The organism is Fusobacterium ulcerans ATCC 49185 (assembly GCF_900683735.1).
In the GTDB taxonomy this organism is placed as follows: Bacteria; Fusobacteriota; Fusobacteriia; order Fusobacteriales; family Fusobacteriaceae; genus Fusobacterium_A; species Fusobacterium_A ulcerans_A.
Window position 1 is genome coordinate 1,311,108 of record NZ_LR215979.1, and the last position, 25,728, is coordinate 1,336,835.

Genomic DNA, 25,728 nt, shown 5'->3' on the forward strand with positions numbered 1-25,728 from the left:
TAAAAATTTAAAATTATAGCTATATGAAAAGGCAGAAATTATCTCAAAATAAATTTCTGCCTTTTAGTTTTACTAGAATTTATATCCTAACCCTGCACCTACTATCCATTCATCTTTGTTTCTGTTTTTTCCACTTCCATTGTGTGAATCTCTTTCTACATTGTAACTTTCCTTTACATCAAACAGAATTCCATTTTCCAGTTCAAGTGTATACTTAGCATTCAGTTCTATGCTGTGTTCATTTTTGTGAGCTACTAAAATATCAAAGTTACTTGCATTTTCTCCTTTAAATCTTCCTGTAATATTCTCTTCATCTGCCCCAGTAAGAAGTCTTGTATAGCTTATTCCTGCTGAAAGTGTGCTTTTTCCCTTTTCATGTGGTATTACTTTTTTAAGGTCTAATCCCACTTTAGCTGCTGTATAATCAAATGATTTTGAATCTGTTTCTATTGCTAATACTTTGCTTCCTTCATCTGTGCCCTCTTGGTCTACATATGTATATGACAATGTTCCGTATGGTTCTAAGAATAAGTTTTCTCCTAGATTATGAGAATATCTTCCATTCAGATAAATATCATATGTCATATCATTATAGTTATCTGAATAACTTCTTGTTTCTGTTATTCCTTTTCCTGCTGCAAATCTATCTGCATCATAATCTCCATACTGTAGCCCTAATCCTCCTGTTACTTTTAGATTTCCAATATACTTCTTAGCATATGCTCCCATATACAGCGCATCTCCATCTACTTTTGAACCATTAGACAAATCAGATTTAAGTTTGTTTCCTCCAATTACTACTCCATAAGTCAATGTATCTGATACTCCATATTCTCCAAGCATATATGCTCCTGTTATCTTAGTATCTGCGTCCATATCAGAACTTCCTATGTCATAAGTATAATATCCTTTACCATAGTATGTATCTTTTGTTCCTCCATCTACATGAGTTAGTCCACCCATTATCAACCATTTATTTAGTTCTGGTTTGAATTGACTTTCCACTGCTATATCTCTAAACATTCCCACTGACTTTCTTGAAAGTTCACTTGAATATGAGTATAGATTTCTTGCATAGATGTCATTTAAGTATCCTAAGAATGTTGAAAGTTTCTCATCACTATCTACATTAAAATTCCCTATTAAGTCATCAACACTTAAAATTCCATGATATATCTTATTTAGTTTTTCATACTTTAAAGTTTTTAAAGGAAGATTTTTTTTAACTGTTATTTCTACTTCATTTTCTGTTCCATTTACTCTTTTTACAAAATGAATCAACGATGTTGTACCAAAAGTTACATCTTCATAATACATTCCCTCACATGCTGTTACTAAACTGCTATTTAATTTAGTACTTCCAAAACTTATTATTTCTTTATTTCCTGCCCCATTGAGAGCAAGCAGAAGTTTTCCTCCATCAGTTGAAGATATTTCTCCTGTATTTCCATATAGTGCATGACCCATAATCTTATCTGCTTCATCTGCACTTCCCATTTTACTGCTATTTATTCTCAATGTAAGAGTTCCATTTTCCCCTATTGTTATCTTGTCTGCACCTGTTATTTTTAATTCTTCTACTACTCCACTAGCATTAACAGTTTTCTCAAATAGAGTAACATTTACATTTATATTCATCTTTTCAAAATTAGATATATTATGTAGGATTCTTACTCCTTCACTCTCTGCTGGATTTGACTTAGCAACTGAACTTATTCCAAAATTAAGAGTGTCATCTTCATCTCCACCATCAAGAGTTCCATTAATTATTGTTCCATCTCCTACTGTGAGAGTATCAGCTCCCCTTCCCATATTTATATTTCCATTAACTATAGTATTTTGAGTAACTTCGTTGCCATTTGTATATTTAATTTTTCCTGACTGTAGTATTAGATTATCTCCATTGCTACTTCCTGATATAGCTGTACCTTTAGTATCAGGATCACTCTCATCTATTCCACCATTCACTATTGTTCCTGATAAAGTCAGCTTTTTATCAGCTCCTTCAAATACAACTGCTGTTCCATAAGCATTGATTATTGAACCTATTACTTCAGCTTCATCATTTTTGTCACCAGTCGTCTTATATGTATCTTTCAAAGCATTTAATATATGGTTTTCTTTATCTCCAGAAAATGAATTGCTTACAGTTTCGTTTTCTATAGTCATTTCTCTTTCAGAAGTTCCAAATTTTACAGTTTGCTCCCCTCCAACTCCTGCATCTATTCCATTGTTACCATTATTTCTTATTATAAGTCCATAATTGGTACTATTAGTTAACCCATCATTTACATCTTGATTTTTTCCATTTATAAGTATCCCATAATTATTTGATGTACCTATAGTTCCACTATTATTCTTTATAGCATTAGTTTTTCCATAAATAACTCCTGTATTTGTTATATTTCCCATTGTAGTTGAACTATAATTATATATTCCATAACCTAAATAGCCATAACCACTTATTATTCCTGTATTTGTTATATTTTTTATTTCACTATCAGTACCATATTTATAATTCCATATTCCATAACCAAAACTAATACCATAACCACTTATTACTCCTATATTTGTTATATTTCCTATTTTTTCAGTATTAGCATCATTTAATATTCCATAGGCATAACCACTACTATAACCATAACCAGTACCACTTATAACTCCTGTATTTGTTATATCTCCAATTGTGCCTGATTTATTATTTATTCCATAACCATAACCAGTACTATAATTAGTACTATAACTATAACCATAACCACTTATTATTCCTGCATTTGTTATATTTCCCATTTCTTTACTATAACTATCATTTAATATTCCATAACCAGCACCACCACTAACACCATAACCAGTACCACTTATAACTCCTATATTTTCTATATTTTCCATTTTAACTGAATTAGATATTCCATAACCATAACCATGACCATGCCCAGATATTAAGCCATTATTTATTATATTTATAGTTTTATTTGATAATGCTAGTTTTATTCCATAAGCGTCATTTGAAGGATTTTCAGCAGAAATTGTCATATTGTTAGTGTAAGTATTATTTTCAAATGTATTTTCAGAAAATTTACCTTTATCGTCAATTTCTATTTCACCATTTTTCTCAATTATATTTACTCCTATTTCATCTGCTCCCATCACAGCTGTGCATGACAATAGGAATCCAATTACTGCCCCTATTGTTATTTTTCTTCCTCTTTTTTTGTTGCTACTTTTTACTGCTTTCATAATCTTTTCAATCATAAATTTCCTCTCCCAAGTTTATTTTTATTTAACTTTTTCTTAAATTTTCTATTCTAAAATTCAAATTAAAATTGAGAATTTATTTATAGAAATTTAACTGGTAACTGAGAAGTGTTCTTCTTTATCTATAAAGGCGAACTTTTAGAAGCTCTAACCTTCCTGTTTTTAATATCTCATTTTTTGAACCCTCTTTTTCTCCAAAATCTTTTATGTTGACTTTTATAAATTTAAAGATTACAATGATAGAGAAAATATTGGGAAAATGTTCGCCTTTATAGATAAAAGAGGACTTTATTCTATATAGAGCATGATTATTAGTTTTAAAAAATAATTTTAACCTAATTATTTAAATTAAAAAAGCGCCTCTTCAAAGGCGTTTTTAAATATTTAATATATAATTTTCTATTAAAAATTTTTATCAATTAATCATAATAATTTTTCATAAATAACTTCTTAAAAAATGAAATTTTATCTCTACATATATAACATTTGTACAACCATAAAAAATAAAGGTATTGTAATGATAGAAAGGATAGTACTTAAGCAAACTGTTTTTATAGCAAGTAAATAATTTCTGTCATACTGTTGTGCAAATATTGCTATATTTCCTCCTACAGAAGTACAAGCAGCAATAAGTACTGACATTACCATAGTAGTATTATCTATTGGAAGAAAATAAAATACTCCTAAAGTTATCAGTGGAATAACTAAAAGACGCATAGCCATACATGGATAAATTTTATAATCAAGAAAAATATCTTTTATATCAGCTTTTGCAAGAAATACACCTAGTACCAGCATAGCAACAGGAGTATTCATTGAAGCAAGAAACCCTATTGTTTTTACAACTGTTTCATGTACTGGAATAGATAAAAGAAATATTACAAGTCCTATGACCATACTTACCAACATTGGATTAGTAACTAAATTTTTAGGCTTTATGTTTTCAGTTTCTCCTGTCATTATAAACACTCCATAAGTCCATTGAAAAAGATTTAAAAGAGTAACATAAGCAGCTACATAAAAAACAGCTTCACTGCCAAAAACTGCTTGTGTAAGTGGAATTCCAATAAATCCAGCATTTGAATATGATGAAGCAAAATTTTCAATTGGTTTTCTTTTACCATAGACAACAGCAGAAACAGCCATTGCCAAAAGAAGCCCAAGAAGAGCCAGTCCAGTTGACATCCACATATCTCTAAATTTTTCTGGAGTAAATTCTACTATGTATGATTTTATAATAACACTTGGTATAATTATACGAAGCAGAACATTTCCAAATTCCTTTGCTCCTTGATCAGTGATATATTTTAATTTATAAAGTGCAGCACCTACCCCCATAAGCATAAACATTATTATTATTTGTTTTAATAAAATATAAGTAATCAATTTTTTCTCCCCCTTAGTTTTATCAGAATATTTTACCATATTTTTTTACAAAAGAAAATCCTCTCAATTAAATGAGAGGACATCTATTTCTATTTTGGCTTTATAAAACATAAATAATTGTGTAATTTATGAGATAAAGTCAGATTAATATAGGGAAATTAAATACTAAAAAATACAACTATTATAATGGAATAAGTTTTGTATTTTTAATAAAATAAGCCTGATTAATCAACTTTTTTGAATATAAAATAATTATTGAAATTCTTATAAAAGATGAATATTTAATTTTTTACAGATCTCATGAACTTCTTTTGGCCACATAGAAGCTTGTACTTCTCCTATATGGAGTTTATCAAGGAAGAACATACAGATACGAGATTGTCCTATTCCACCACCAATAGTGTATGGAAGCTCTTTGTTGATAAGTCTTTTATGATAATCTAATTCTTTTCTATCTTCACATCCAGCTATTTCTAATTGTTTTACTAATGAATCTTCATCTACTCTTATTCCCATAGATGAAAGCTCTAATCCTATTCCTAAAGGATCATAGTTAAGGATTATATCTCCATTTAATTCCCAGTCATCATAGTCAGGAGCTCTTCCATCATGTTTTTCTCCTGAGTTAAGTGTTCCTCCTATTTTCATGAGGAATATTGCTCCATACTCTTTGGCAGCTGCATGTTCTCTTTCCTTTGGAGTAAGAAGAGGATATTTATCTTCTAATTCCTGAGCAGTAACAAATGTTATTTTTTCAGGTATCTTTTTGTCTAGTTCAGGATATAATGAATTAACATAATCTTCAGTTTTTTTAAATACTTCATATATCCCACCAACTATTTCTTTCAATGTTTCTTCTTTTCTATCTTCTTTTGCTATTATTTTTTCCCAGTCCCACTGGTCAACATAATATGAGTGGATGAAATCTGTATCTTCATCTCTTCTTATAGCATTCATGTCAGTGTATAGTCCTTCTCCTATATTGAAGTTATAATTGTGAAGTGCCATTCTTTTCCATTTTGCTAAAGAGTGAACAATCTCAGCTTTATCCCCAGCTTTTGTGACGAAACTTACTGGTCTTTCGATTCCATTTAAATTATCATTTAATCCACTTTCTGGTTTAACGAATAATGGAGCTGAAACTCTTGTTAAATTTAATTCTTTAGCTAATTCCCTTTCAAAGAAATCTTTTACCTGTTTAATTGCGACTTCAGTCTGCCTGATGTCTAGTTTTGATTTGTAACTCATTTTAATCACTTCCTTATTAAATTATTATCACTTCAATATAATTTAGTATGATATCATTACTTGAGTCTGTTGTCAATAGCAAATAATAAAAAAATGAAAAAATTTTTTAAGAAAACGATTTATTAAAAAAATAGTATCATAAATAAAAGAATTGACTTTTTAATAGTAATGGCGTATAATAATAAAAAATATAAAGGAATTAAATTAAAGGGAGAAAGAAAATGAAGTTCAGGAATAATAGGATAAGGAATCTACTAATAGAAAATTGAATATCACCTTATCTTTAAAATTGGCTGATCAAAATTAAACTTTCTTTGAAAAGATTGGAAATCATCTTTATTCTTTAATATATTTCCATGAGTATAAAATGAGAATGGTCAATAGATATTTATCTATTGATTTTATTTTTTTAGGAGTTTAAGTACAGACCTGTTTTGAAGGCTGTACTTTTTTTTATAAAAAAAATAAAAATTTAAATAAATGAAGGGGGAACAAATGGAGTATTTAGCATTACTAAAAGATATTTTTCTTGGAGGAAACAGATACATGTATATTGTAAATGGTTTGGCTTTCTCTATAGGGACAACTATGCTGGCAGCACTAATCGGAGTATTATTGGGTATATTTATTGCTCTTATGGAATTGTCACATTTTTATCCATTAAAACATAAAAAGGGATGGGAAAAATTCAATCCAATATCATCACTTGCATTTGCATATGTAGACCTTATAAGAGGAACACCAGCAGTTGTACAGCTTATGATACTTGCAAACTTAATATTTGTAGGAGCTTTAAGAGATACACCTATACTTGTTATAGCTGGATTATCTTTTGGAATCAATTCAGGTGCTTATGTTGCTGAAATAATAAGAGCAGGTATAGAAGGACTAGACAAAGGACAAATGGAAGCAGCAAGAGCTTTGGGAATGCCTTATGGAATTGCTATGAAAGAGATAATTATACCACAGGCTGTAAAGAAAATACTTCCAGCATTAGTTAGTGAATTTATTACTTTATTAAAAGAAACATCTATTGTAGGATTCATTGGAGGAGTAGATTTATTGAGATCAGCAAATATTATCACAAGTCAGACATATAGAGGAGTAGAACCTTTATTGGCAGTAGGGTTGATATATTTAATATTAACAGCTGTATTTACTAAATTTATGAGAGGAATAGAAAAGGGGTTGAAGGTAAGTGATTAAAGTAGCTAATTTATATAAAAATTTTGGAAAACTAGAAGTATTAAAAAATATAAGTGCAGAAATACATAAAGGTGATATAGTAGCAATAATAGGCCCTTCTGGAAGTGGAAAATCTACTTTTCTAAGATGTTTAAACAGACTTGAAGAACCTACAGCAGGACATATTTATGTAAAAGGAGAAGATCTTATGGCTCCAGGAACTGATATCAATAAAGTTCGTGAAAAAGTAGGAATGGTATTTCAACATTTTAACCTTTTTCCTCATAAGACTGTTTTAGAAAATCTTACTCTTTCACCTATGAAATTAAAAGGGTATTCACAGGTAGATGCCAACAAGAAAGCAATGGCTTTATTAGATAAAGTAGGTTTAAGAGAAAAAGCTGATGCTTATCCTAACCAACTTTCTGGAGGACAAAAACAGAGAATAGCCATAGCAAGAGCTCTTGCTATGGAGCCAGAAGTTATGCTTTTTGATGAACCTACCTCTGCTCTTGACCCAGAAATGATTAAAGAAGTTCTTGATGTTATGAGAGGATTGGCAAAAGAGGGAATGACAATGCTTATTGTAACACATGAAATGGGATTTGCAAGAAATGTTGCAAATAGATTATTTTTCATGGATAGAGGAGATATACTAGAAGATACTACCCCTGCTGAACTATTTGATAATCCAAGACATGAAAGAACAAAAGAATTTTTAGAGAAAGTCTTGAATAAATAAGAAAATTGTAGTTTAATAGAAGATATAAGGAGGGGGTAAATTATGAAAAAATTATTAAAATTATTATTTATGGGAACAATAGTATTGTCTTTATCAGCAACAGCATTGGCAAAAGAAAAAATATATGTGGGAACAAATGCAGAATTTCCACCATTTGAGTATCTTGAAGATGGAAAAATAACTGGTTTTGATATGGACTTAGTTCAAGAGATTGGAAAATTGGTAGATGCAGATATAAAAATAGTTGATATGGCTTTTGATGGACTGCTTCCAGCACTTCAAATGAAAAAAGTTGACTTGGTAATAGCTGGAATGACTGCCAATGAAGAAAGAATGAAAACAGTATCTTTTACACAGCCTTATTATACTGCTAGTCAAGTAATTATAGTAAAAGAAGGAAATACTTCTATAAAATCTTTTGATGATCTTAAAGGAAGAAGAGTAGGAGTTATGCTTGGATTTACTGGAGATATGGTAGTCAGTGAAATTGATGGAGTAAAAATCGAAAGATTCAATGCTGCTTATGCAGGAATTATGGCTCTTAAAGCTGATAAAATAGAAGCTGTAGTATTAGATTCTGAACCAGCTAAAAATTATGTTGCACAAAATAAAGGTTTAGTCTTAGCTGATGCTGATGCAGAACAGGAAGAATATGCAATTGCAGTTAGAAAAAATGATAAAGCACTTTTAGAAAAAGTAGAAAAAGCTCTTAGTGAACTTAAAGAAAATGGAACTTATGACAAACTTATTCAAAAATATTTTAATTAAGAAGCATAATGATAATTTAAATAACTAATTTAAAATTTTAAACAGCTGAAGTTCTATAGTCATTGGACAGAGGCTGTTTATTTTTTATAGCTATATTTTTGAAAATACTTTTCATTCTCTTCATTTTTTTGATAAAAGTGATATAATTATTATATAAACCTACATAAGGAGAAGAGAAATGGAAATAGATGTAATTTTAACTGCAGCAGATATACAATCTGAAAAAATAAAAGATAAAATCGTAGTAATTATAGACGTACTTAGAGCCACAAGTGTAATGATAACAGCTTTGGCAAATGGAGCAAAGGCAGTATATCCCTATAAAGATATTGAAAGTGTATTGGAAAACTCAAAAAAATCTAAATCTTTTGTCCTAGGTGGAGAGAGAAAAGGACTGAAGATAGAAGGATTTGATTTTGGAAATTCTCCATTGGAATATACTAAGGAAGCAGTAGCAGGAAAAGATATGTTTATGACAACAAGCAATGGAACAAGAGCTATTGAAAATTCTGCTAATGGTTCTAAAAAACTTTTTATAGCAGCCTTTTTAAATGTAGAAAGTGTAGCTAAAAAAATATTAGAAGAGAATGTTGATACTGTAATAATCTGTTCTGGTACTGATAATAATTTTTCTTTAGATGATGCGTTATGTGCTGGGGAAATAATAAAGAGAGCAAAAGAAAAAAATAAGAATATTCATCTCACTGATATCAGTCTTGCTATGAAAAGATTAGCTGAAACATCTTTGGGAATAGAAAAGACTCTTGAAGGAAGTAAGCATTTTGAATATTTAAAAACTATAGGTTTCTATGGTGATATGAACCACTGTTTTACTATGGACATGTTTGATATAGTTCCAGAATATAAAAATGGAGTTATAACTAAATAACTCCAGCTAAAATAACACTTATAAACAATAAAACTGCTCCTATGTAACCCTTCATTGTGAGAAGTTCACCAAGAAATATAAAGGCAAAAAGTGCTGAAAATACAGGTTCAAGGGATAAAATTATTCCAGCCTGTATGGCACTTGTATCTTTTAAAGCATATATCTGCATGATATAACATACTGCAGTACAAAATATTCCCAAGATCACTATGACAATCCATATTTCTATATTATGTGGAACTTTAAAAGTTTCAGTAACTAATGAAATTGTCATGTTTAGTATTCCCACTATTCCCATCTGCAAAGCACCTATTGCTACTGAATCTGCATTTTTAGGAATTTTTTCCATAACTAATACTTGTAAGGCAAAGGCAAGGGCACAGATAATACATAATAAATCCCCTTTATTGATAGTAAGCTGATCATTCAAAGTGAGAAGAATTATTCCAATAGTTGCTAAAATAACACTGACAAGTAATTTGAATTTTATCTTCTTCTTTAAAAAAATAACTGATATCACAGGTATCATCACTACAGAAAGACTTATAAGAAATCCTGCATTAGAAGCACTTGTATATTTTACACCAATAGTCATACTTAATACTGATATAAATGCAAGCATACCTAGTATAATTGAATATTTCAAAGTTACTTTATCAGCTTTTAATATCCTTTTGTGAAAAAATAGAGCTGTTACCAAAAAAGCTGTTCCAAATCTTAATGAAGTAAGATTAAAAGGTTCCAGCAGTCCTATTCCTATTTTAGTTAAAAAATAGGTAGACCCCCAAAATAAAGCTACTAACCCTACAAAGAAATTTGCCCTTAACTGCCTGTTCATTTCTTCCTCCCATACTGCCATATATTTTTAATTTTTATATCAAGAAAGATTTATTATCAGTTGTTTCTATAATTATTTTTTAACTTGTATATTATCACTTTCTTTTCAATTTTTCTTTTAATACAATTACTCTTTTCTCTAATTTTATGTTTATTCTAAAATCTTTCTATTAATAACATTATAATATAATATTAAAGTATTTCACAATGTTTTTATTTCCTTGATAAAAAATAAAATATAATGTTTCTTTTTTTTTGAAAATTTATTACAATATAATAAAGAAGTTTCGATTTTAGAAAGGAACAATCAATGAATAATAAGAAAAGATATAATTCATTAGACAATTATTTTAAAAGCGTCTTTGGAGAAAAAATATACAAAGTTTCATTAGATGGAGGATTTACCTGTCCAAATAGAGATGGAACTTTGAGCAGCAAGGGGTGCATATTCTGCAGTGAAAGTGGCAGTGGAGATTTTGCTGGATGCAGAAAGTTATCTATTCCTGAACAGATAGAGGAACAGCTAAAGCTAATAGAAAATAAATTTCCTTCAGGAAAGGTTGTAGCATATTTTCAAAATTTCACTAATACATATGGAGATATTGAATATTTAAGAAAAATATATTATGAAGCTCTTTCTCATCCTAGAGTAATGGGTTTGGCTATTGCCACCAGACCAGATTGTCTAGAAGATAATGTAATAGAATTATTAAATGAAATAAATAATAAATATTTCTTGTGGGTAGAGTTAGGATTACAGACTATAAATGAAGAAGTTGCAAAAATCATTAATAGACAGTATCCCCTAAAGACATATGAAGCAGCAGCAGAAAAATTAAAAAAACATAATATAAAATTTGTTACACATATTATTATAGGACTTCCAGGAGAAAAGGAAAATGATTCGCTAGACACTGCTGTATTTTCTGAAAAATGTGGCACATGGGGAATAAAAATACATTTGTTGCACATTATAAAAAATACTGAATTAGAGAAATATTATAGAAGAAATGAATTAAAAATACAAAAAAAAGAAGAATATGTGAAAAAAGTAGTTAAAATATTACAAAATATATCGTATAATATAGTTATACATAGACTGACAGGTGATGGAAATAAAGAGACATTGGCTGCACCACTATGGAGTCTTAATAAAAGAGATGTTTTAAATAGTATTGAAAAAGAAATGAAAGTAGGAAATATATACCAAGGGGGAACAAAATTTTAAAGGGGGCGTTTTAAAAATGGGAGTAATTATTAAATTAAATGCTATGAAAAATCAGCTTACATCTATAGAAAAAAAGATAGCTGAATATATACTGGCTGATCCTGAAAGAATAAAAAATCTTAACACTTATGAAATTGCTAATAATTGTGACACAAGTCAGGCTTCTATTGTAAGGTTTTCTAAAAAATTGGGGTTCAAGGGATTTCCTGATTTTAAGCTTTCACTAAGTCAGGATATTGGAAATAGAAAAGCTGAATCACATGTAAATATTATGCATGAAGAAATTAAACCTACAGATACTTTTGAAATAATTGGAAAGAAAGTGGCTACTGAAAATACAATGGCTGTAAATAATACTTATGAAATAACAGATTTTAAAGAATTAGAAAAAGCTGTAAAAATAATATCTGATGCAAGAAAAATTATGCTTGCAGGAGTTGGATTCTCTGGGATAGTAGCTAAAGATTTCCATTTTAAACTTTTAGAATTAGGTAAAGAAAGCTTATTTGAAGCTGATACTCATATGCAGTTGAGTTGTCTGGCTACAATGAATGAAAATGATGTTCTTTTTGTAATATCTCACAGTGGTAAAACATTAGAAGTATTTAACCTTGTAAAAGCTGCAAAGAATAAAAAAATAAAAATAATTACATTAACTAGTGTAGTTCAAAGCCCTATACGAGAGTTAGGAGATATAAAATTAAGCACAGTAGAAATGAAAAGTGATTTTAGAGCAACAGCTCTATCTCCAAGAATTTCACAATTGACAGTAATAGATATGATATATATAAAACTTATGCTTGAAAATGAAAAATTGCAGGATTATATTTTCAACGCGATAGAACTTGTGAAAAGTTTCAAGCTTAGCTAATTAATAAGATTTTTAAAAATAAAATCATATGGAGGGTATTATGAGAGTTATCATCACAGACAAAAAAGTTGGAGATTGGGCTGCAGTATATGTAGCAAAAAAAATTAATGAATTTAAACCTACAAAAGAAAGACCTTTTGTATTAGGACTTCCTACTGGGGGAACACCATTAGAAATGTACAAAAGACTTATACAATTAAATAAAGATGGAATAGTTTCTTTTGAAAATGTAGTTACTTTTAATATGGATGAATATGTAGGGCTAACACCAGATAATGATCAAAGTTATCATTATTATATGTTCAGTAATTTTTTTAATCACATAGATATAAAGAAAGAAAATATAAATATACTTAATGGAATGGCAGAAGATTATGAAGCTGAATGTCAAAGATATGAAGATAAAATAAAATCATATGGTGGAATTCATCTGTTCTTAGGAGGAATAGGACCAGATGGACATATTGCTTTTAATGAACCTGGATCTTCACTTACTTCTAGAACTAGAGATAAAGAACTTACAATGGATACAATAGCAGCTAATGCAAGATTTTTTGGTGGGGATATAAATGCAGTTCCTAAATTAGCACTAACAGTAGGTGTTGGAACAATTCTTGATGCTAAAGAGGTACTTATTATGGTAACTGGACTTAACAAAGCAAGAGCTCTTCATTATGGAGTAGAAGAAGGAGTTAATCATATGTGGACTATCTCTGCTCTTCAATTGCACAGATGTGGAATAATAGTTTCAGATGAGGCAGCTTGTGCAGAATTAAAAGTTGGAACTTACAGATACTTTAAAGATATTGAAAAAAATAATTTAGACACAGATAAAATTCTTGCTGACTTATACAAGACTAAATAGTTTTATAGATGTTTATAATAAAAATTAACAACTTATAAAAATAATTTTTAATTGAAATAAATGGACTTGAAATCATAAAAATTTTAAGTCTATTTTTTTATTTTTTTAAAGGAATTGCCTTTAGGATGGTGAATAATATTATATAAGAGTTTATTAGTAATGTAATATATTTGGGAGGTAAGAATTATGGTAGAAGCTATGAAAGCAATGCAGGAGAGTATGAAAACATTAAGCAACAATACAAAAGACATAACAAGAGCAATTGAAAGTCTTAGAGAAGAATTGGATGCAGTAGATGTTTACAATCAAAGAGCAGAACTTGCTACTGACGAAGAATTAAGAAAACTTATGATACACAATAGAAATGAGGAAATAGAACATGCTGCTATGATAATCGAGTGGTTAAGAAGAACTATTCCTGAGTTTGATCATGAATTAAAAGATTATCTATTTACAGAAGGATCATTAGAAGATATTGAAGCTCAAGCAACTTCTGGAGATGGGGCACAATCATCTTCTTCATTAAAAATTGGAAATCTAAAATAACAGGAGGGAATATATATGGACTTTTTAAAAAGAGAATTAGCACCTATTACAGCTAATGGGTGGAAAGAAATAGAAGAGAGAGCAACTGCAGTATTATCAAAAGAATTATCAGCTAGAAAATTTATAAGAGTAACAGGACCTTTAGGGAGAGATATTACATCAGTAACTACTGGAAGAATGGATGTAAAAACTAAAGATGACATTAAATATGGTGTATATAAAATACAACCTCTTACTGAATCAAGAATCTGTTTCCCTTTAAGCAGATGGGAATTAGATAATATCGAAAGAGGAGCAAAGGATGTAGATTATAGTTCTTTAGATGATGGGGTTAGAAAAGCTGCCAAGTTTGAAGAAGAAGCTATATTTAAAGGATTGGAAGATGGGCAAATAGATGGAATCTATAAATCAAGCAGCTATGAAACTTTAGACTTTGGAAAAACTGCTGACGAGACATTAAAAGCTATATTTGATGGTATTTTAAAATTAGATGCAGCTTTTGCTAAAAAACCTTATGTATTAGTTGTAAGTAATGAAAAATGGTACTATTTAAACACTATAGTAAAAGAATACTCATTACCTGAAAAATTAGAAAAAATATTAGGACAAAAAATTGTAGTAAGTAAATCAATAGATGGAGCTATACTTCTTCCATTTGATGATGAAAATATCGAATTAGTAATTGGTGAAGATTATGCAATTGGATATCAAAATCATAACGAAAGTGTTGTAGAATTATTTGTAACTGAAAGCTTTACTTTCAGAGTTTTAGATCCAGCATTGATAGTTCTATTTAAATAAGCCATTAACTTTATGAACCAGGATAGAGATATTCTGGTTCTTTTATTTTTGCTAGTAAAATGCTATAATCTAATAAACTAAAATAAAATAGGAGGGACTATGAAGAATACCTATAAAATTTATCAGATTGATTCTTTTTCTGATAGAAAATTTTTTGGAAACCCAGCTGGAGTAGTTTATAAAGCTGATGGATTAGAAGAAGCAGATATGCAGAGAATAGCGAGAGAACTAAATAATTCTGAAACAGCTTTTATTTTTTTATCTGACTCTGATGAATATGATGTTCATGTAAGATTCTTTACTCCTTTAAAAGAAGTTCCCATCTGTGGACATGCCACTATAGCAGCTCATTATGTAATAGCTTTAGAAAATAATTTTAAGGAAAAAACTTGTATTAAACAGAAAACTGGAGCAGGAATACTTCCAGTAGAAATAGAACCAATAGAGAATAATAGTTACAATATAATTATGACACAGGGAAAAGTAGAATTTGGTGATATTATAGATGGAAAGAATTTAGACAGATTAGTTTCAGCTTTAGGGATAGATAATGATGACTTGATAACAGAAGCTCCTGTGCAGATAGTTTCCACAGGGCATTCAAAAGTGATGATAGGAATAAAGGATTATAAACAGCTTCATAATTTAAGACCAGATATGAAAGAACTTAATGAATTGAGCAGGATTATAAATTGTAATGGATATTTTGTATTTAGTTTTGATAGTGATGAAAAAGATATTCTTTTAAAAGGAAGAATGTTTGCACCAGCTATTGGTATAGATGAGGATCCAGTGACAGGAAATGCTAACGGACCAGTAGGAGCTTATATAGTCAAGTATAAACTAGCTGAATTTGGAGATGATAATTTTAAGTTTAGTGCTAAACAAGGAATATCTATTGGCAGAGAAGGAACAATAAATGTAAATGTCAATATAGAAAATGGAGAACCAGTGAAAGTTCAGGTATCTGGAACTGCAACTGTTGTTTTTAAAACTGAAATAGAATTATAAAATATTCCAGAATGTTATAAGTTTTTCCAATTAAAAATCATTGTTAATATTATAAAAATAAAAATTTAAATTTTGAATAAAATTTGAGATTAGAATAACTTTTAAAATAAACCTATAATTTTTATTAAGAAAAATAAGAAATAACTCTAAATTTAAGAAAATATTTTTAATAATCATTTGAAAAAATTATATAAAAAAGAAAAAATATTATTATTTTTTAAATAAAACTATAGGACTTTTTTAAAAAATAATTTATGGAAAAAAAAAAAAGAGATATCCTTCAAAATAAAATTTCTTATTAATTGATCAAGAAATTTTCAGGATCTCTTTTATTATAAAAAAAACACATAAATTATTTTAAATAATTTTTATTCGATAATTTCTAATAACTAAACCACATATAATGTTAATTATATGTGGTAAAATTATTCAAATAATTTTTATTTAGATAATAATAAATTATTTTGTAATTAATCACATAAAATAAGAGCTAATTTTATAAAAAATGTGTACTTAATAGAGTGATGCTTTCGCAGGTGATAAAATCGAAATTATTTAAGAAAAATTCTTTTTCTGAATAATTTTCAGCGAAATTTTATAATTTTTCTTAATTCAAATTATAAGACTATTTTTCTTTGTCAATATCTTCTAAAGAAGAAAAGACAGGAAGTTTTTCTAAAACTCTTTTTTCTAAAATTGATTTAGCATTTATATAAACTTCTGTCACTCTTGTATCAGCATGACCAAGAAAATCTCTTATTTCTAATATATCTGCTCCATTGATAGAAAGTTCTGTTGCCACAGCATGACGCACATTATGTGGACTGATATCCTTACCTATTAGCTTTCCCATATTTTGTACAAGATCATAAAGAGCTCTGTAAGAAAGTTGAGTATTTTTTTCTACTGAACTACTGAAAACATACTGTTCTTCTATTTTAACATCATCTATATCATACAAAGATTGAAGATAGTCTTTATATTCTTTTAATTTCTTAATTAGAATATCGTGAACAGATTTATATTGTTCTCTTCCACTTTTAGTTTCTTCTAATTTTATATAGTAATTACCTTCTCTTTCTAGTATATGTTTGAATTTAAGGTTAATTAATTCCTGACTTCTCATTCCAGTATAAAATAATGTATATAAAATATTTACATTTCTATAGTCCTTTTCTCCATTTATTTGATATTGTCCTATAATTTTTTTTATGTCTTCAAAAGATAATTTAAGTACATTATCAATATTTCTTGATACTTTAAAAAGTTCTACATATTTAAATGGATTTTCATAACCATTTTTTTCCATTTCCTTATATAGAGATTTTAATGAAGAAATTATCTTGTTTATAGATGTTTTCTTTAATTTTCTGTCTTCTATCAAGTAGGCGATATAGTCTTCTACATCTTGCTTTTCTATATCTTTCATCAGCTCAATTAATTCTTCTGCTCTTATTCCTTCCTCTTCTTCATATACAAAATTAAGAAAGTCTTTAAGATAGAACATATAATCTTTAAGAGTTTTTTGAGAACGATATATTTCAAATATACTTTTCCGTTCTTCTTTATTTCTTTTCTTTCTCCTGCTGACTGCTACCCCAGTTTCTTCTCTTTTAATTATATCCATTTCTACCTCTTTTAAAAAGTCCTATTAAATATATTAAGAAAATTATACGATATCTTCTATATTTACTTCTTTTACAGTTCCGAGTTCCAAGTCTTCTAATTTTAATTTTCCAAAAGAAATTCTTCTCAAAAATATTACTTTATTTCCAACTGCTTCCAACATTTTTTTTACTTGATGGAATTTTCCCTCTTTTATAGTTAGATGTATTTTACACGATTCTATTTTCTCTGCCTTTCCTGGCATTGTGATATATCCTCCTATATCCACTCCGTTTCTTAATCTCTCTAAATCTTCTTCAGAGATATCTTTTTCAAGTTCAGCATAGTAAGTTTTTTCCACATGATTTTTAGGAGATAATAATTTATGATTCAAAGCCCCATCACTAGTCAATAAAAGAAGTCCTTCTGTGTCTTTATCCAATCTCCCAACAGGTGCTAAGTCTTTCTTTATTACCCAGTCAGGGAGCAAATCCATAACTGTTTGATCTCTTGCATCTTCTACAGCAGTTATATATCCAGCCTTTTTATTTAGTATATAATATCTGAATTTCTTATATTCAAGCTTTCTTTCTTGATAAAAAACTTCATCTTCATTCTCTTTTATATTCAGTTGTGGATTATTGGCAACTATTCCATTTACTGTTATTTCTCCTGTATTAAGGATTTCCTTGACTTCTCTTCTGCTTCCTAGTCCACATTCTGTTAAAAATTTATCTAATCTCATTGTTCCTCCAATAAAATATTCTTAGTTAAATACTAACATATTATTTGATAAGTTTCAAATTTCCTTTTAAAATCTTTCTATAAATGCTATAATTTATATGAGATTATTTTGAAAAGATAGGAGATTCTGAAACAATGATAAACTTTACTAAAATTGATGAAATGATTGAAATTATAGAAAATAATCAAATTCCAGATGGTATGACATTTAATGAATATGTCTGTGAATTTTATAATGAAGTGAAAACTATCCCTTTATCTAAATATCTTAGAACTAAAAACAAAGTAAAAAGACTTCCTAAGATAATGAACAGTAAGAAAGCTGGAGAAGTTATTTTAGCTAGTGAAAAAGATGATGAAATCAAGACTTTTCTAAAAAGAAAAGGATATAAAGAAATTCCTCAACTTGATTATAAGTCTATTATGCTATTAAGAAAAACTGACTTATTATCTAACTGGAAAAAAGTGCTCCTTTTCTTTGAAGGTGAAGGAACTGTTGAAGAAATAAACAGCTCTACAAGACCTATTCTTCTACCACAGGAAACAGAAAAATTAGAAAATTATATTAAAGAAGAGCTTAATATTAATGAACAGGAACTCAATTGGCTATTGACTAAATTTGAAAAAATGCAAAAAAATAAGATGATTTTAAAATCATTGCAGAAATTATCAAGATAAAAAAGAGGATAACTCATAAATAGAAATGTAATTTTAGTAATTATTAATCTCTAAAATTAAGTCTAAATATGAGTTTATCCTCTTTTAACTTTTATAATAATCTTTTTTCTTATCAATCTTTTCTTTGATATTTATACAATCATTTAAATGCCCTATTTGATGTCTAGTTCCAGGCATAAGTATTATTCCAGCTACATTTTTTCTTCCCCAGAAATCTAGAAGCCATATTGAATCAGGATGCTCAGTTACTCCACCCTCTTTCACTATTTTTTCAATATTTTTGCTTTCTATTTTTCTTTTCATATCTTCAAATTTGAGTTTTGAAAATATTGATTGAGTTTGATTACCCACAGCTTTTCTATATTCTTTTAATGCTTCTATATCTATACTTTTGCTTAAATCTATTATTTCATCATCAGTCATTGCATTTCCAGTATCATTAACAGATACATTCATTTTCATTTTCCATTCTTTATTATAAATTTGTTCAGAATTATTTAGAAGAATATTCACAGTTAAATCTTCAATTCTTGTTATATGCCATATATTCCAAGCTATAGTTACATCTTTGACCGTAGGCATAATTGAAAAGTCTTTTATATCAAGCATTTTCCATAATTGATCCATTAGAGTATTGTCGTTATCAGAAAAATGAAGATTTCTGTGCATAGATAAATAAAGATCTTTCGCTTTATCAAAAGTCTCTTTTTTTCCTATTAACTCTTTTAATTCTTTTTGTTGTATATTCCATTCTGATGCTATACTCATAAATTTCTCCTTTTGTACTTATAGTATTTTTGTATCTGGCAGCTCACTTCTTAATACTTCAAATTGTCCTTTTTTATAATATCTTGGAAGCATATCAAGATATTTTAATTTTTTTAATGGCATACATAATGAAAGAGCTTTTGTTCCTTTAGGTATTTGGAAAGATTAAAGATTCCACTTACTAAACCATCTATCACACCTAAATGAGCCCATGGTGGACTGGGAGACTTTTTTTCCAATAAATAATGCTTCCAATTCATAATTTTCACCTGTCTTTTATATTCTTTACTATATTTATACCTTATTTTTATCCTTACTACAAGTTTATATTTAAAAAGAGGGAAACTTTTTATTTCCCTCTGAAATAGTAATAAATAAATTCATTAGTTGATTATAAAACTTATTGCTATTATTACCTTTATTGCTTTCTAAAATTATTGTATTTATAAAGATAAAATTATCATTTAACCTCAATATTAGAATTTGTTAAAATGAAGTTTAGTCATATCAACATCAGCATCTGTATAAGCAGGTTTTTCTTCAGCTGGATATCCTAAAGCTATCATATTATGAACTTTTAATTCTGATGGAGCTCCAAGTATTTTTTTGATATTTTCATCAGTTGCATTTCCTTCACTGTCTACTTTTTCTTTAGTCTGTATCCAGCACGATCCAAGTCCTAATTCATGAGCTTTTAATTGAATTATAGTACTGGCAATAGCACAGTCATCATCCCAAGTAGGATTCACATGTCCAAATATTACTATCATAAGAGGTGCTTCAGCAGCAAATACTGCTCCACTTTCTTTAGATACAGATAATTTTTTTATTGTTTCTTTATCATCAACTACTACAAATTCATATGGTTTTCCATTTCTTCCGCTTGGAGATACTAAAGCAGTCTTCATAAGTTCCATTACCACTTCTTTTTCAATTTTTTTCTCTTTAAATTTTCTTACTGTTCTTCTGCTTAAAAAATCCATATTTATTCCTCCTTAGATACTTATTTTATAAGACTATATAAAAGGTTTATTTCCTCTTTCCAGATAGAACTATCAATAGTTTCCAGTATAATAGGAATATTGTCAAATCTATCATCATTCATAAATCTTTCAAAAAATTCCATACCTAATATTCCTTTTCCAATGCTGTCATGTCTATCTTTTCTGCTTCCAGTATCAAATTTAGAGTCGTTAAGATGTACACCTCTAAGATATTTAAAACCAACATATTTTTCAAATTCATCCATAGTTTTTTTATATCCTGCTTCATCTTTCAATTCATATCCAGCAGTTATTGTATGACAAGTATCAATACAAGCTCCTATTCTTTCTTTGTTTTTTACTTTTTCAATAATTTTGCCTAAATGTTCAAATTTATATCCCATATTTGAACCTTGTCCAGATGTATTTTCCAATACTATAACTATATTTTCTGTAGCATCAATAGCTTTATTTATACATTCTGCTATATTATTTATACACTCATCTTCTGATATTTCATTTAAATGACTTCCTGGATGAGTATTAAGATACTTCAACCCTAACTGATCACATCTTTTTATTTCTTCAATAAAAGCATTGAGAGACTTTTCTCTTTTTTCTTCATCTTTTGCTCCTAAATTTATAAGGTAGCTGTCATGTGGAAGGATATATTCCTTGCTATAACCATGTACTTGTAAAGCTTTTTTAAATTTTTTTATATCTTCATCAGTTAATGGTTTAGCTTCCCATCTTCTCTGATTTTTAACAAACATTCCAAATGCTTTAGCACCTATTTCTTCAGCATTTTTAGGAGCATTGAAAACTCCTCCTACAGTGCTGACATGAGCACCAATAAATTTACTTTTGATCTTATCTTCTCTTGTTCTTTCCATATCATTCCTTTCTATGCGAATCTTTCCTACATATATTATACTATTTTATGCAATAAAATAAAAGAGGCTATTAAAATTATGATAATTAAAAAAAATAAACAATAAATAAAAGAAATTTGTTTTTTTTGGCGAATATCTATATTATAAGAAAAATATATAACTATTAGGAGGAATTTATATGAAAATGAAAAAATTAAGCTATATTATTACAGGTTCTCTTTTATCAGCTTTGGTTCTTGCTGGATGTGGAAATGACAAACCTACACAGGAAGTACAAAAGCTTATGGCAGAAACTCAAAAAGATTTTGCAGTTTTTCAAGAAAGTATTGTTAAAGATTCTACTATGACTGAAGTACAGGCAGAGGATAAAATTCAAAAATTATTAGCTGAAATTCAAACTAAAGAAGATGCTGCAAAAAAAGAAATAGCTAGCATAAAAAATAAAGCTGAACAGGATAAATTAACAAAGGAAATAGAAAAAACATTTGGAACTATGAAACAAACTCTTATTTCTCTTGAAAAGAAAATAAAAACTCCTACTCCAAATCCTTATGAAGAACAAGTAGAAGTACAAGAAATAGAAACTGTAGAAGGAACTAATGATGGACAAGCTCAATCTAACTAAAAAAATCTTTATTTCTTATAATTGAAAATTATACTAATGGGTTCAAATAAATTTAACCATGCAAAAAAAGCTCTCAAAAATATGAGAGCTTTTTATATAGTGTTTATTAAGTAAGAAACAATTTCTTTATCTTTTCCTGTAAGCATAACAAGAATTCCTCCATTTTTGTCAGAATCTTTGATTACTAATGGATTTTCTGCTTTTCCTTCTTCCAGATAATGAAAAAATTTAATCTTTTCAATTATCAGTTCTTCCATATTAGAAACATTCTTTATCTTATAATCTCTTTTTAAATCATTTAATTCTTTTTCAAAATTTTCTAGTGTAAATTCAAAATTACTCTCTGAGTGATTTTTTATTTTTGTTATTTTTACAACCACGGCACATCACCTATTCTAAAATTTTTTATATTTTATACTAGTACCAAACAGTAAAGTTTACTAAATTCTCAAATATATAAATGTTAATTGTATGATAACATTTTTTTTCATTTTTGTAAATAATAGCAAAAAAAATGATTACATTTTTTTCTTTGTTAAAGTGTAATTTCTTTTAATTTGAAGATTATTATTGTATTTTAAAAAAAACAAAAATATTTTTTATGCATTTTAAAAATAATATTTTATTAGAACAGAATAATTCAAATAAAGATAAAAAAATTGAATTAAGTTATTGACTTAATATTGTAATTCGTGTAAAAATATAGGTAGAAGTATCCAACTATTCAAAAGGAGAAAAGATGGAAATAATTTATCAAAAGAGAGAGAAGCTCAGAAATGAAAACAGAACTTTTAGATTTCTGGTAGAGGTAAGAGAATTCAGCAAACTAGAAATATCTCAATATTTGAATATCAGTATACCTACAGTTACAAAGATATTAGAGAGATTTCTTACAAGCAAGCTGATATATGAAACAGGAACCAATAATGGAAAACTTGGGAGAAAAGCAGTAAAATATCAATTTAATCCTGATGCTTATTTTTCTATTGGGATTAAAGTTGAGATGAATCATATATCTATTGTTCTGATTAATCTTGATGGTAGAATATTAAAGCAAACTGTTGTTAAAGAAGAATTTATAAACAGTGAAAATTTTGTCTTTCTGGTTATAAATGAATTGAAAAAGTTTTTGTGGGAATTTGATAAAAAAGAATTTATAAAAGGAATAGGGATAGTTCTTCCAGGGGTTGTAGATCCAGAAAATAATATGATAAAATTAGGTGGGAATTTTACTCTTCTAAATCAGGATATGAAAGAGATAGCAGAAGAATTCAATCTTCCAATATTTTTAGAAAATGAAGCAAATGCTGGGGCAATAGGAGAGTATATAGTTAACCACTCTGAACTTCAGGCAAAGAAAAATATTCTCTTTATATCAATAGATACAGGTATAGGTTCTGGAATTATAATAGAAGACCAGCTATATCGAGGAAAAGGAAATAAATCTGGGGAAATAGGGCATATTCCTATTATTCCAAATGGAGATAGGTGTGCCTGTGGCAGTGAAGGATGTCTTGAACAATATTGTTCTAATCTAGCTTTAATAAAAGAATTTGAAAAAGAATTTCAATGTGAAATAAAAGAATATGATGATATTTTTCAGGAAAGATTTATAGGAAATGAAAAAGGTAAAAAAATATTAGAGAGATATACTTGGATTTTAGCATTAGGTATAAAAACAGCTCTGATGATGTTGAATTCTGATAAAATAATAATTGGTGGAAAAATCTCTGATCATAAAGAATATTTTGAACCTTTGCTTAAAGAGATAATCTTCTCTAATAATATTTTCAGTAGTGATACTGATATACTTGAATTTTCATCTCTTTCTGATAATGCTAATCTATTAGGAGCAGCATTTATTCCATTAGGAGAATTCTATAAAACTTACAATGAAAATATGTAGAAATATATTGTAAATTATATTTTTAGGGTAGTTATTCTTTTTATTGATTTTATAGTTGATATATGATAATATGTGTAATAAAATTTTAATTAGAGGTGATATGATGTTAAATAATGAGAGTGTGTTCTTCCTATAATAGGAAGGCGGTTAAATTTCCTTTCTATTATAGGTTTTGATAAAATTTACAATCAAAAATATAATTAGTTGGAGGATAAAATTGAATTTAGAAATAAGATTAGAAGAAAAAAATGATTATAGAAAAGTTGAAGAGATGGTTAGAGAGGCTTTTTGGAATCTATATGTTCCAGGTGCTAATGAACATTTTATAGTTTATTCTTTAAGAAATTCTGAAGGGGCTGTTCCAGAACTTAACTTTATAGCACTCAAAGATGGAGAAATAGTAGGGCAAATTTTTTATACAAAAGCTGAAATAAAGGATAAAGACGGAAAAAGTCATGAAATTTTACATTTTGGACCTTTATCTGTAGCTCCCAAATATCATAATCTAGGAATAGGAAAAGCTTTAATAGAGCATAGCAAAAAAATAGCAGCTGAAATGGGATATAAAGGAATAGCTATATATGGGTATCCTGGATATTATACTAGAGTAGGATTTCAAAGTGGTGCTAAGTTTGGTATAGCACGAGCTGATGGTGCTTTTCCAAAAGCGCTTTTAGTTATGGAACTTTATCCAGATTCATTGAAGGGAATTTCTGGAAATCTTCATGAAATTTTAAGTGCTCTTCCCTTTGAAGGAGAAGAATTTTTAGCATATGAGTCATCATTTCCTGCAAAAGAGAAGAAATATGAGCCATCACAAGATATATTTGCAGAGATGGCAGATAAGATGGAAGACCCAGAAAATATAAAAACTATTTAAAATAATCATATTAAAAGGGCAGTTTTTAACTGCCCTTTTTCTTTATATCACTAATATTAGAAATTATGTATAAATCCTAAAACTATCATGTCATAATAATAGTTTTTATTTATATATCCCTGATATTTTACATTGATTAGAAAATCTGGGTCAATATAATACCCCATACCTATACTAATCATTCCAGTATCTCTTGATACTTCTAATGCCTTTATTTTCCCTGAATCTGTGATAAATCTTTTTCTATCTGCAAATTCATAAGACCATTCTGCATTTCCTGTAAATAGAAACTTATCTCCCATTTCTTTAGAATACATAAGTCCAGCATTTCCACTTCCTACTCTGTCATTAGATGTAGATATTCCATCATGACCTTTGGTAGTATATTGATTCCATCCAAGTCCTAAATAAGGATAAAGCAGTGACTTTTCTCCAAGTTCGAAAAAATAGCCTCCCTCTGCTCCTAGAGAATAATTTTTAGTTCTATAAACTATATTGGAAATATTTTTGCTTCTTAAGATATTTTTACTTTCATCATACCCAGCTCTTCCAATGAAAAGCCAGTTATCTTTATTATAAGCAAGATAAGTATTTAATCCATAAGTTCTTATTTTTTGGTCACTGCCAAAAGAATCATCAAAGTCGGCTTTTGATTTTATATATCCAAAACTCATTCCAGTCATCAGATCAGGATTTGATAAAAAAGTACTGTTAGTAGCCATCAAAAAACCTTTGATTTTAGCATCATAATCAGTATTATAATCATCTTTATCATAACTTGATTTAATTTTTCCTATTCCTTCAATATATTGAGAACTTCCACTGTAACCTCTTCTGTTCATTTTTTTGAACATTAGACTTTCTCTGAACTGACTGCTCCCTCTATCAGTTATTATTTTTCCATTTATTTCTGAAAGATTGGTTTGAAGATCATGAGTTCCTCCAAATAAGCCAGCAGAAACAGCTGCAAATACCAAAGGTAGTATTTTTTTAATTTTCATTCTATTCCTCCAG

The 25,728-nt window shown here is 28.4% G+C and carries 25 protein-coding genes; 14 read left to right on the forward strand and 11 right to left on the reverse strand.

Annotation, left to right across the window (positions count from 1 at the left end; translation table 11 throughout):
* Window positions 1-72: 72 nt before the first annotated feature.
* The 3 genes from E0E45_RS05915 to asnA all read right to left on the reverse strand — a co-directional run bounded on the left by E0E45_RS05915 (window position 73) and on the right by asnA (window position 5,889).
* Window positions 73-3,252, reverse strand: coding sequence for an autotransporter outer membrane beta-barrel domain-containing protein (locus E0E45_RS05915; protein WP_130890316.1), 3,180 nt, complete (start codon window positions 3,250-3,252; stop codon window positions 73-75).
* A 474-nt stretch (window positions 3,253-3,726) separates the two neighbouring features.
* Window positions 3,727-4,641 (reverse strand): AEC family transporter, encoded by a 915-nt coding sequence (locus tag E0E45_RS05920; RefSeq protein ID WP_130890317.1) that lies wholly within the window; start codon window positions 4,639-4,641, stop codon window positions 3,727-3,729.
* Between the two features lie 264 nt (window positions 4,642-4,905).
* Window positions 4,906-5,889 carry an aspartate--ammonia ligase gene (gene asnA / locus E0E45_RS05925; protein WP_130890318.1) on the reverse strand — a complete coding sequence of 328 codons (984 nt, stop codon included), beginning with the start codon at window positions 5,887-5,889 and terminating at the stop codon, window positions 4,906-4,908.
* 495 nt (window positions 5,890-6,384) lie between these two features.
* On the opposite strand from asnA, the gene E0E45_RS05930 reads away from it, so the two are divergent.
* From E0E45_RS05930 to E0E45_RS05945, 4 genes are all read left to right on the forward strand, one after another.
* Window positions 6,385-7,095 (forward strand): amino acid ABC transporter permease, encoded by a 711-nt coding sequence (locus E0E45_RS05930; protein ID WP_096402805.1) that lies wholly within the window; start codon window positions 6,385-6,387, stop codon window positions 7,093-7,095.
* Entirely contained in the window at window positions 7,088-7,816 is a 729-nt protein-coding gene (locus E0E45_RS05935; RefSeq protein ID WP_130890319.1) for an amino acid ABC transporter ATP-binding protein, read from the forward strand. The genes E0E45_RS05930 and E0E45_RS05935 overlap by 8 nt, the downstream gene beginning before the upstream one ends.
* A 42-nt stretch (window positions 7,817-7,858) precedes the next feature.
* Window positions 7,859-8,584, forward strand: coding sequence for a basic amino acid ABC transporter substrate-binding protein (locus tag E0E45_RS05940; protein WP_130890320.1), 726 nt, complete (start codon window positions 7,859-7,861; stop codon window positions 8,582-8,584).
* A 178-nt stretch (window positions 8,585-8,762) separates the two neighbouring features.
* Complete coding sequence (locus tag E0E45_RS05945; RefSeq protein WP_130890321.1) at window positions 8,763-9,473, forward strand: 2-phosphosulfolactate phosphatase; 711 nt, start codon at window positions 8,763-8,765, stop codon at window positions 9,471-9,473.
* Here the strand turns inward: E0E45_RS05945 and E0E45_RS05950 are convergent.
* Window positions 9,466-10,311: a DMT family transporter gene (locus E0E45_RS05950; RefSeq protein ID WP_130890322.1), complete on the reverse strand. Its 846-nt coding sequence runs from the start codon at window positions 10,309-10,311 to the stop codon at window positions 9,466-9,468. The genes E0E45_RS05945 and E0E45_RS05950 overlap by 8 nt on opposite strands.
* A 309-nt stretch (window positions 10,312-10,620) precedes the next feature.
* Between E0E45_RS05950 and E0E45_RS05955 the strand changes: the two genes are divergently transcribed.
* The 6 genes from E0E45_RS05955 (at window position 10,621) to E0E45_RS05980 (ending at window position 15,632) form a co-directional block, all read left to right on the forward strand.
* Window positions 10,621-11,538 carry a TIGR01212 family radical SAM protein gene (locus tag E0E45_RS05955; RefSeq protein WP_130890323.1) on the forward strand — a complete coding sequence of 306 codons (918 nt, stop codon included), beginning with the start codon at window positions 10,621-10,623 and terminating at the stop codon, window positions 11,536-11,538.
* A 16-nt stretch (window positions 11,539-11,554) separates the two neighbouring features.
* Window positions 11,555-12,409 (forward strand): MurR/RpiR family transcriptional regulator, encoded by an 855-nt coding sequence (locus tag E0E45_RS05960; RefSeq protein ID WP_130890324.1) that lies wholly within the window; start codon window positions 11,555-11,557, stop codon window positions 12,407-12,409.
* 40 nt (window positions 12,410-12,449) lie between these two features.
* Window positions 12,450-13,274, forward strand: coding sequence for a glucosamine-6-phosphate deaminase (nagB, locus tag E0E45_RS05965; RefSeq protein WP_130890325.1), 825 nt, complete (start codon window positions 12,450-12,452; stop codon window positions 13,272-13,274).
* 186 nt (window positions 13,275-13,460) lie between these two features.
* Window positions 13,461-13,820 (forward strand): ferritin-like domain-containing protein, encoded by a 360-nt coding sequence (locus tag E0E45_RS05970; protein WP_096402813.1) that lies wholly within the window; start codon window positions 13,461-13,463, stop codon window positions 13,818-13,820.
* 15 nt (window positions 13,821-13,835) lie between these two features.
* Window positions 13,836-14,621, forward strand: coding sequence for a family 1 encapsulin nanocompartment shell protein (locus E0E45_RS05975; RefSeq protein ID WP_130890326.1), 786 nt, complete (start codon window positions 13,836-13,838; stop codon window positions 14,619-14,621).
* Between the two features lie 99 nt (window positions 14,622-14,720).
* On the forward strand, window positions 14,721-15,632 hold the full coding sequence (locus E0E45_RS05980; RefSeq protein WP_130890327.1) for a PhzF family isomerase: 912 nt from the start codon (window positions 14,721-14,723) through the stop codon (window positions 15,630-15,632).
* A 625-nt stretch (window positions 15,633-16,257) separates the two neighbouring features.
* Here E0E45_RS05980 and E0E45_RS05985 read toward each other — a convergent pair.
* Window positions 16,258-17,259: a tyrosine-type recombinase/integrase gene (locus E0E45_RS05985; protein ID WP_130890328.1), complete on the reverse strand. Its 1,002-nt coding sequence runs from the start codon at window positions 17,257-17,259 to the stop codon at window positions 16,258-16,260.
* A 42-nt stretch (window positions 17,260-17,301) separates the two neighbouring features.
* Window positions 17,302-17,982 (reverse strand): pseudouridine synthase, encoded by a 681-nt coding sequence (locus tag E0E45_RS05990; RefSeq protein WP_130890329.1) that lies wholly within the window; start codon window positions 17,980-17,982, stop codon window positions 17,302-17,304.
* Window positions 17,983-18,116: 134 nt separating this feature from the next.
* On the opposite strand from E0E45_RS05990, the gene E0E45_RS05995 reads away from it, so the two are divergent.
* Complete coding sequence (locus E0E45_RS05995) at window positions 18,117-18,659, forward strand: hypothetical protein (protein WP_130890330.1); 543 nt, start codon at window positions 18,117-18,119, stop codon at window positions 18,657-18,659.
* Window positions 18,660-18,743: 84 nt separating this feature from the next.
* Here E0E45_RS05995 and E0E45_RS06000 read toward each other — a convergent pair whose 3' ends face one another.
* The 3 genes from E0E45_RS06000 to nfo all read right to left on the reverse strand — a co-directional run bounded on the left by E0E45_RS06000 (window position 18,744) and on the right by nfo (window position 21,303).
* The gene (locus tag E0E45_RS06000; protein ID WP_130890331.1) at window positions 18,744-19,427 is read right to left on the reverse strand and encodes a DinB family protein; all 684 of its coding nucleotides are present in this window, start codon (window positions 19,425-19,427) and stop codon (window positions 18,744-18,746) included.
* A gap of 476 nt (window positions 19,428-19,903) precedes the next feature.
* Window positions 19,904-20,410 carry a nitroreductase family protein gene (locus E0E45_RS06005; RefSeq protein ID WP_130890332.1) on the reverse strand — a complete coding sequence of 169 codons (507 nt, stop codon included), beginning with the start codon at window positions 20,408-20,410 and terminating at the stop codon, window positions 19,904-19,906.
* 20 nt (window positions 20,411-20,430) lie between these two features.
* The gene (nfo, locus tag E0E45_RS06010) at window positions 20,431-21,303 is read right to left on the reverse strand and encodes a deoxyribonuclease IV (protein ID WP_130890333.1); all 873 of its coding nucleotides are present in this window, start codon (window positions 21,301-21,303) and stop codon (window positions 20,431-20,433) included.
* A 178-nt stretch (window positions 21,304-21,481) separates the two neighbouring features.
* On the opposite strand from nfo, the gene E0E45_RS06015 reads away from it, so the two are divergent.
* Window positions 21,482-21,928, forward strand: coding sequence for a hypothetical protein (locus E0E45_RS06015; protein ID WP_130890334.1), 447 nt, complete (start codon window positions 21,482-21,484; stop codon window positions 21,926-21,928).
* 92 nt (window positions 21,929-22,020) lie between these two features.
* Here the strand turns inward: E0E45_RS06015 and E0E45_RS06020 are convergent, their stop codons facing one another.
* A complete protein-coding gene (locus E0E45_RS06020) occupies window positions 22,021-22,308 on the reverse strand; it encodes a hypothetical protein (protein WP_130890335.1) in 288 nt (95 codons plus the stop codon).
* 359 nt (window positions 22,309-22,667) lie between these two features.
* Here E0E45_RS06020 and E0E45_RS06025 point away from each other — a divergent pair, with 359 nt between their 5' ends.
* Both E0E45_RS06025 and E0E45_RS06030 read left to right on the forward strand, forming a co-directional pair.
* The gene (locus E0E45_RS06025; protein ID WP_130890336.1) at window positions 22,668-23,834 is read left to right on the forward strand and encodes an ROK family protein; all 1,167 of its coding nucleotides are present in this window, start codon (window positions 22,668-22,670) and stop codon (window positions 23,832-23,834) included.
* A gap of 217 nt (window positions 23,835-24,051) precedes the next feature.
* Complete coding sequence (locus E0E45_RS06030; protein WP_130890337.1) at window positions 24,052-24,714, forward strand: GNAT family N-acetyltransferase; 663 nt, start codon at window positions 24,052-24,054, stop codon at window positions 24,712-24,714.
* Window positions 24,715-24,770: 56 nt separating this feature from the next.
* On the opposite strand, the gene E0E45_RS06035 is transcribed toward E0E45_RS06030, so the two are convergent.
* Window positions 24,771-25,715: an autotransporter outer membrane beta-barrel domain-containing protein gene (locus E0E45_RS06035; RefSeq protein WP_130890338.1), complete on the reverse strand. Its 945-nt coding sequence runs from the start codon at window positions 25,713-25,715 to the stop codon at window positions 24,771-24,773.
* Window positions 25,716-25,728 lie beyond the last annotated feature (13 nt).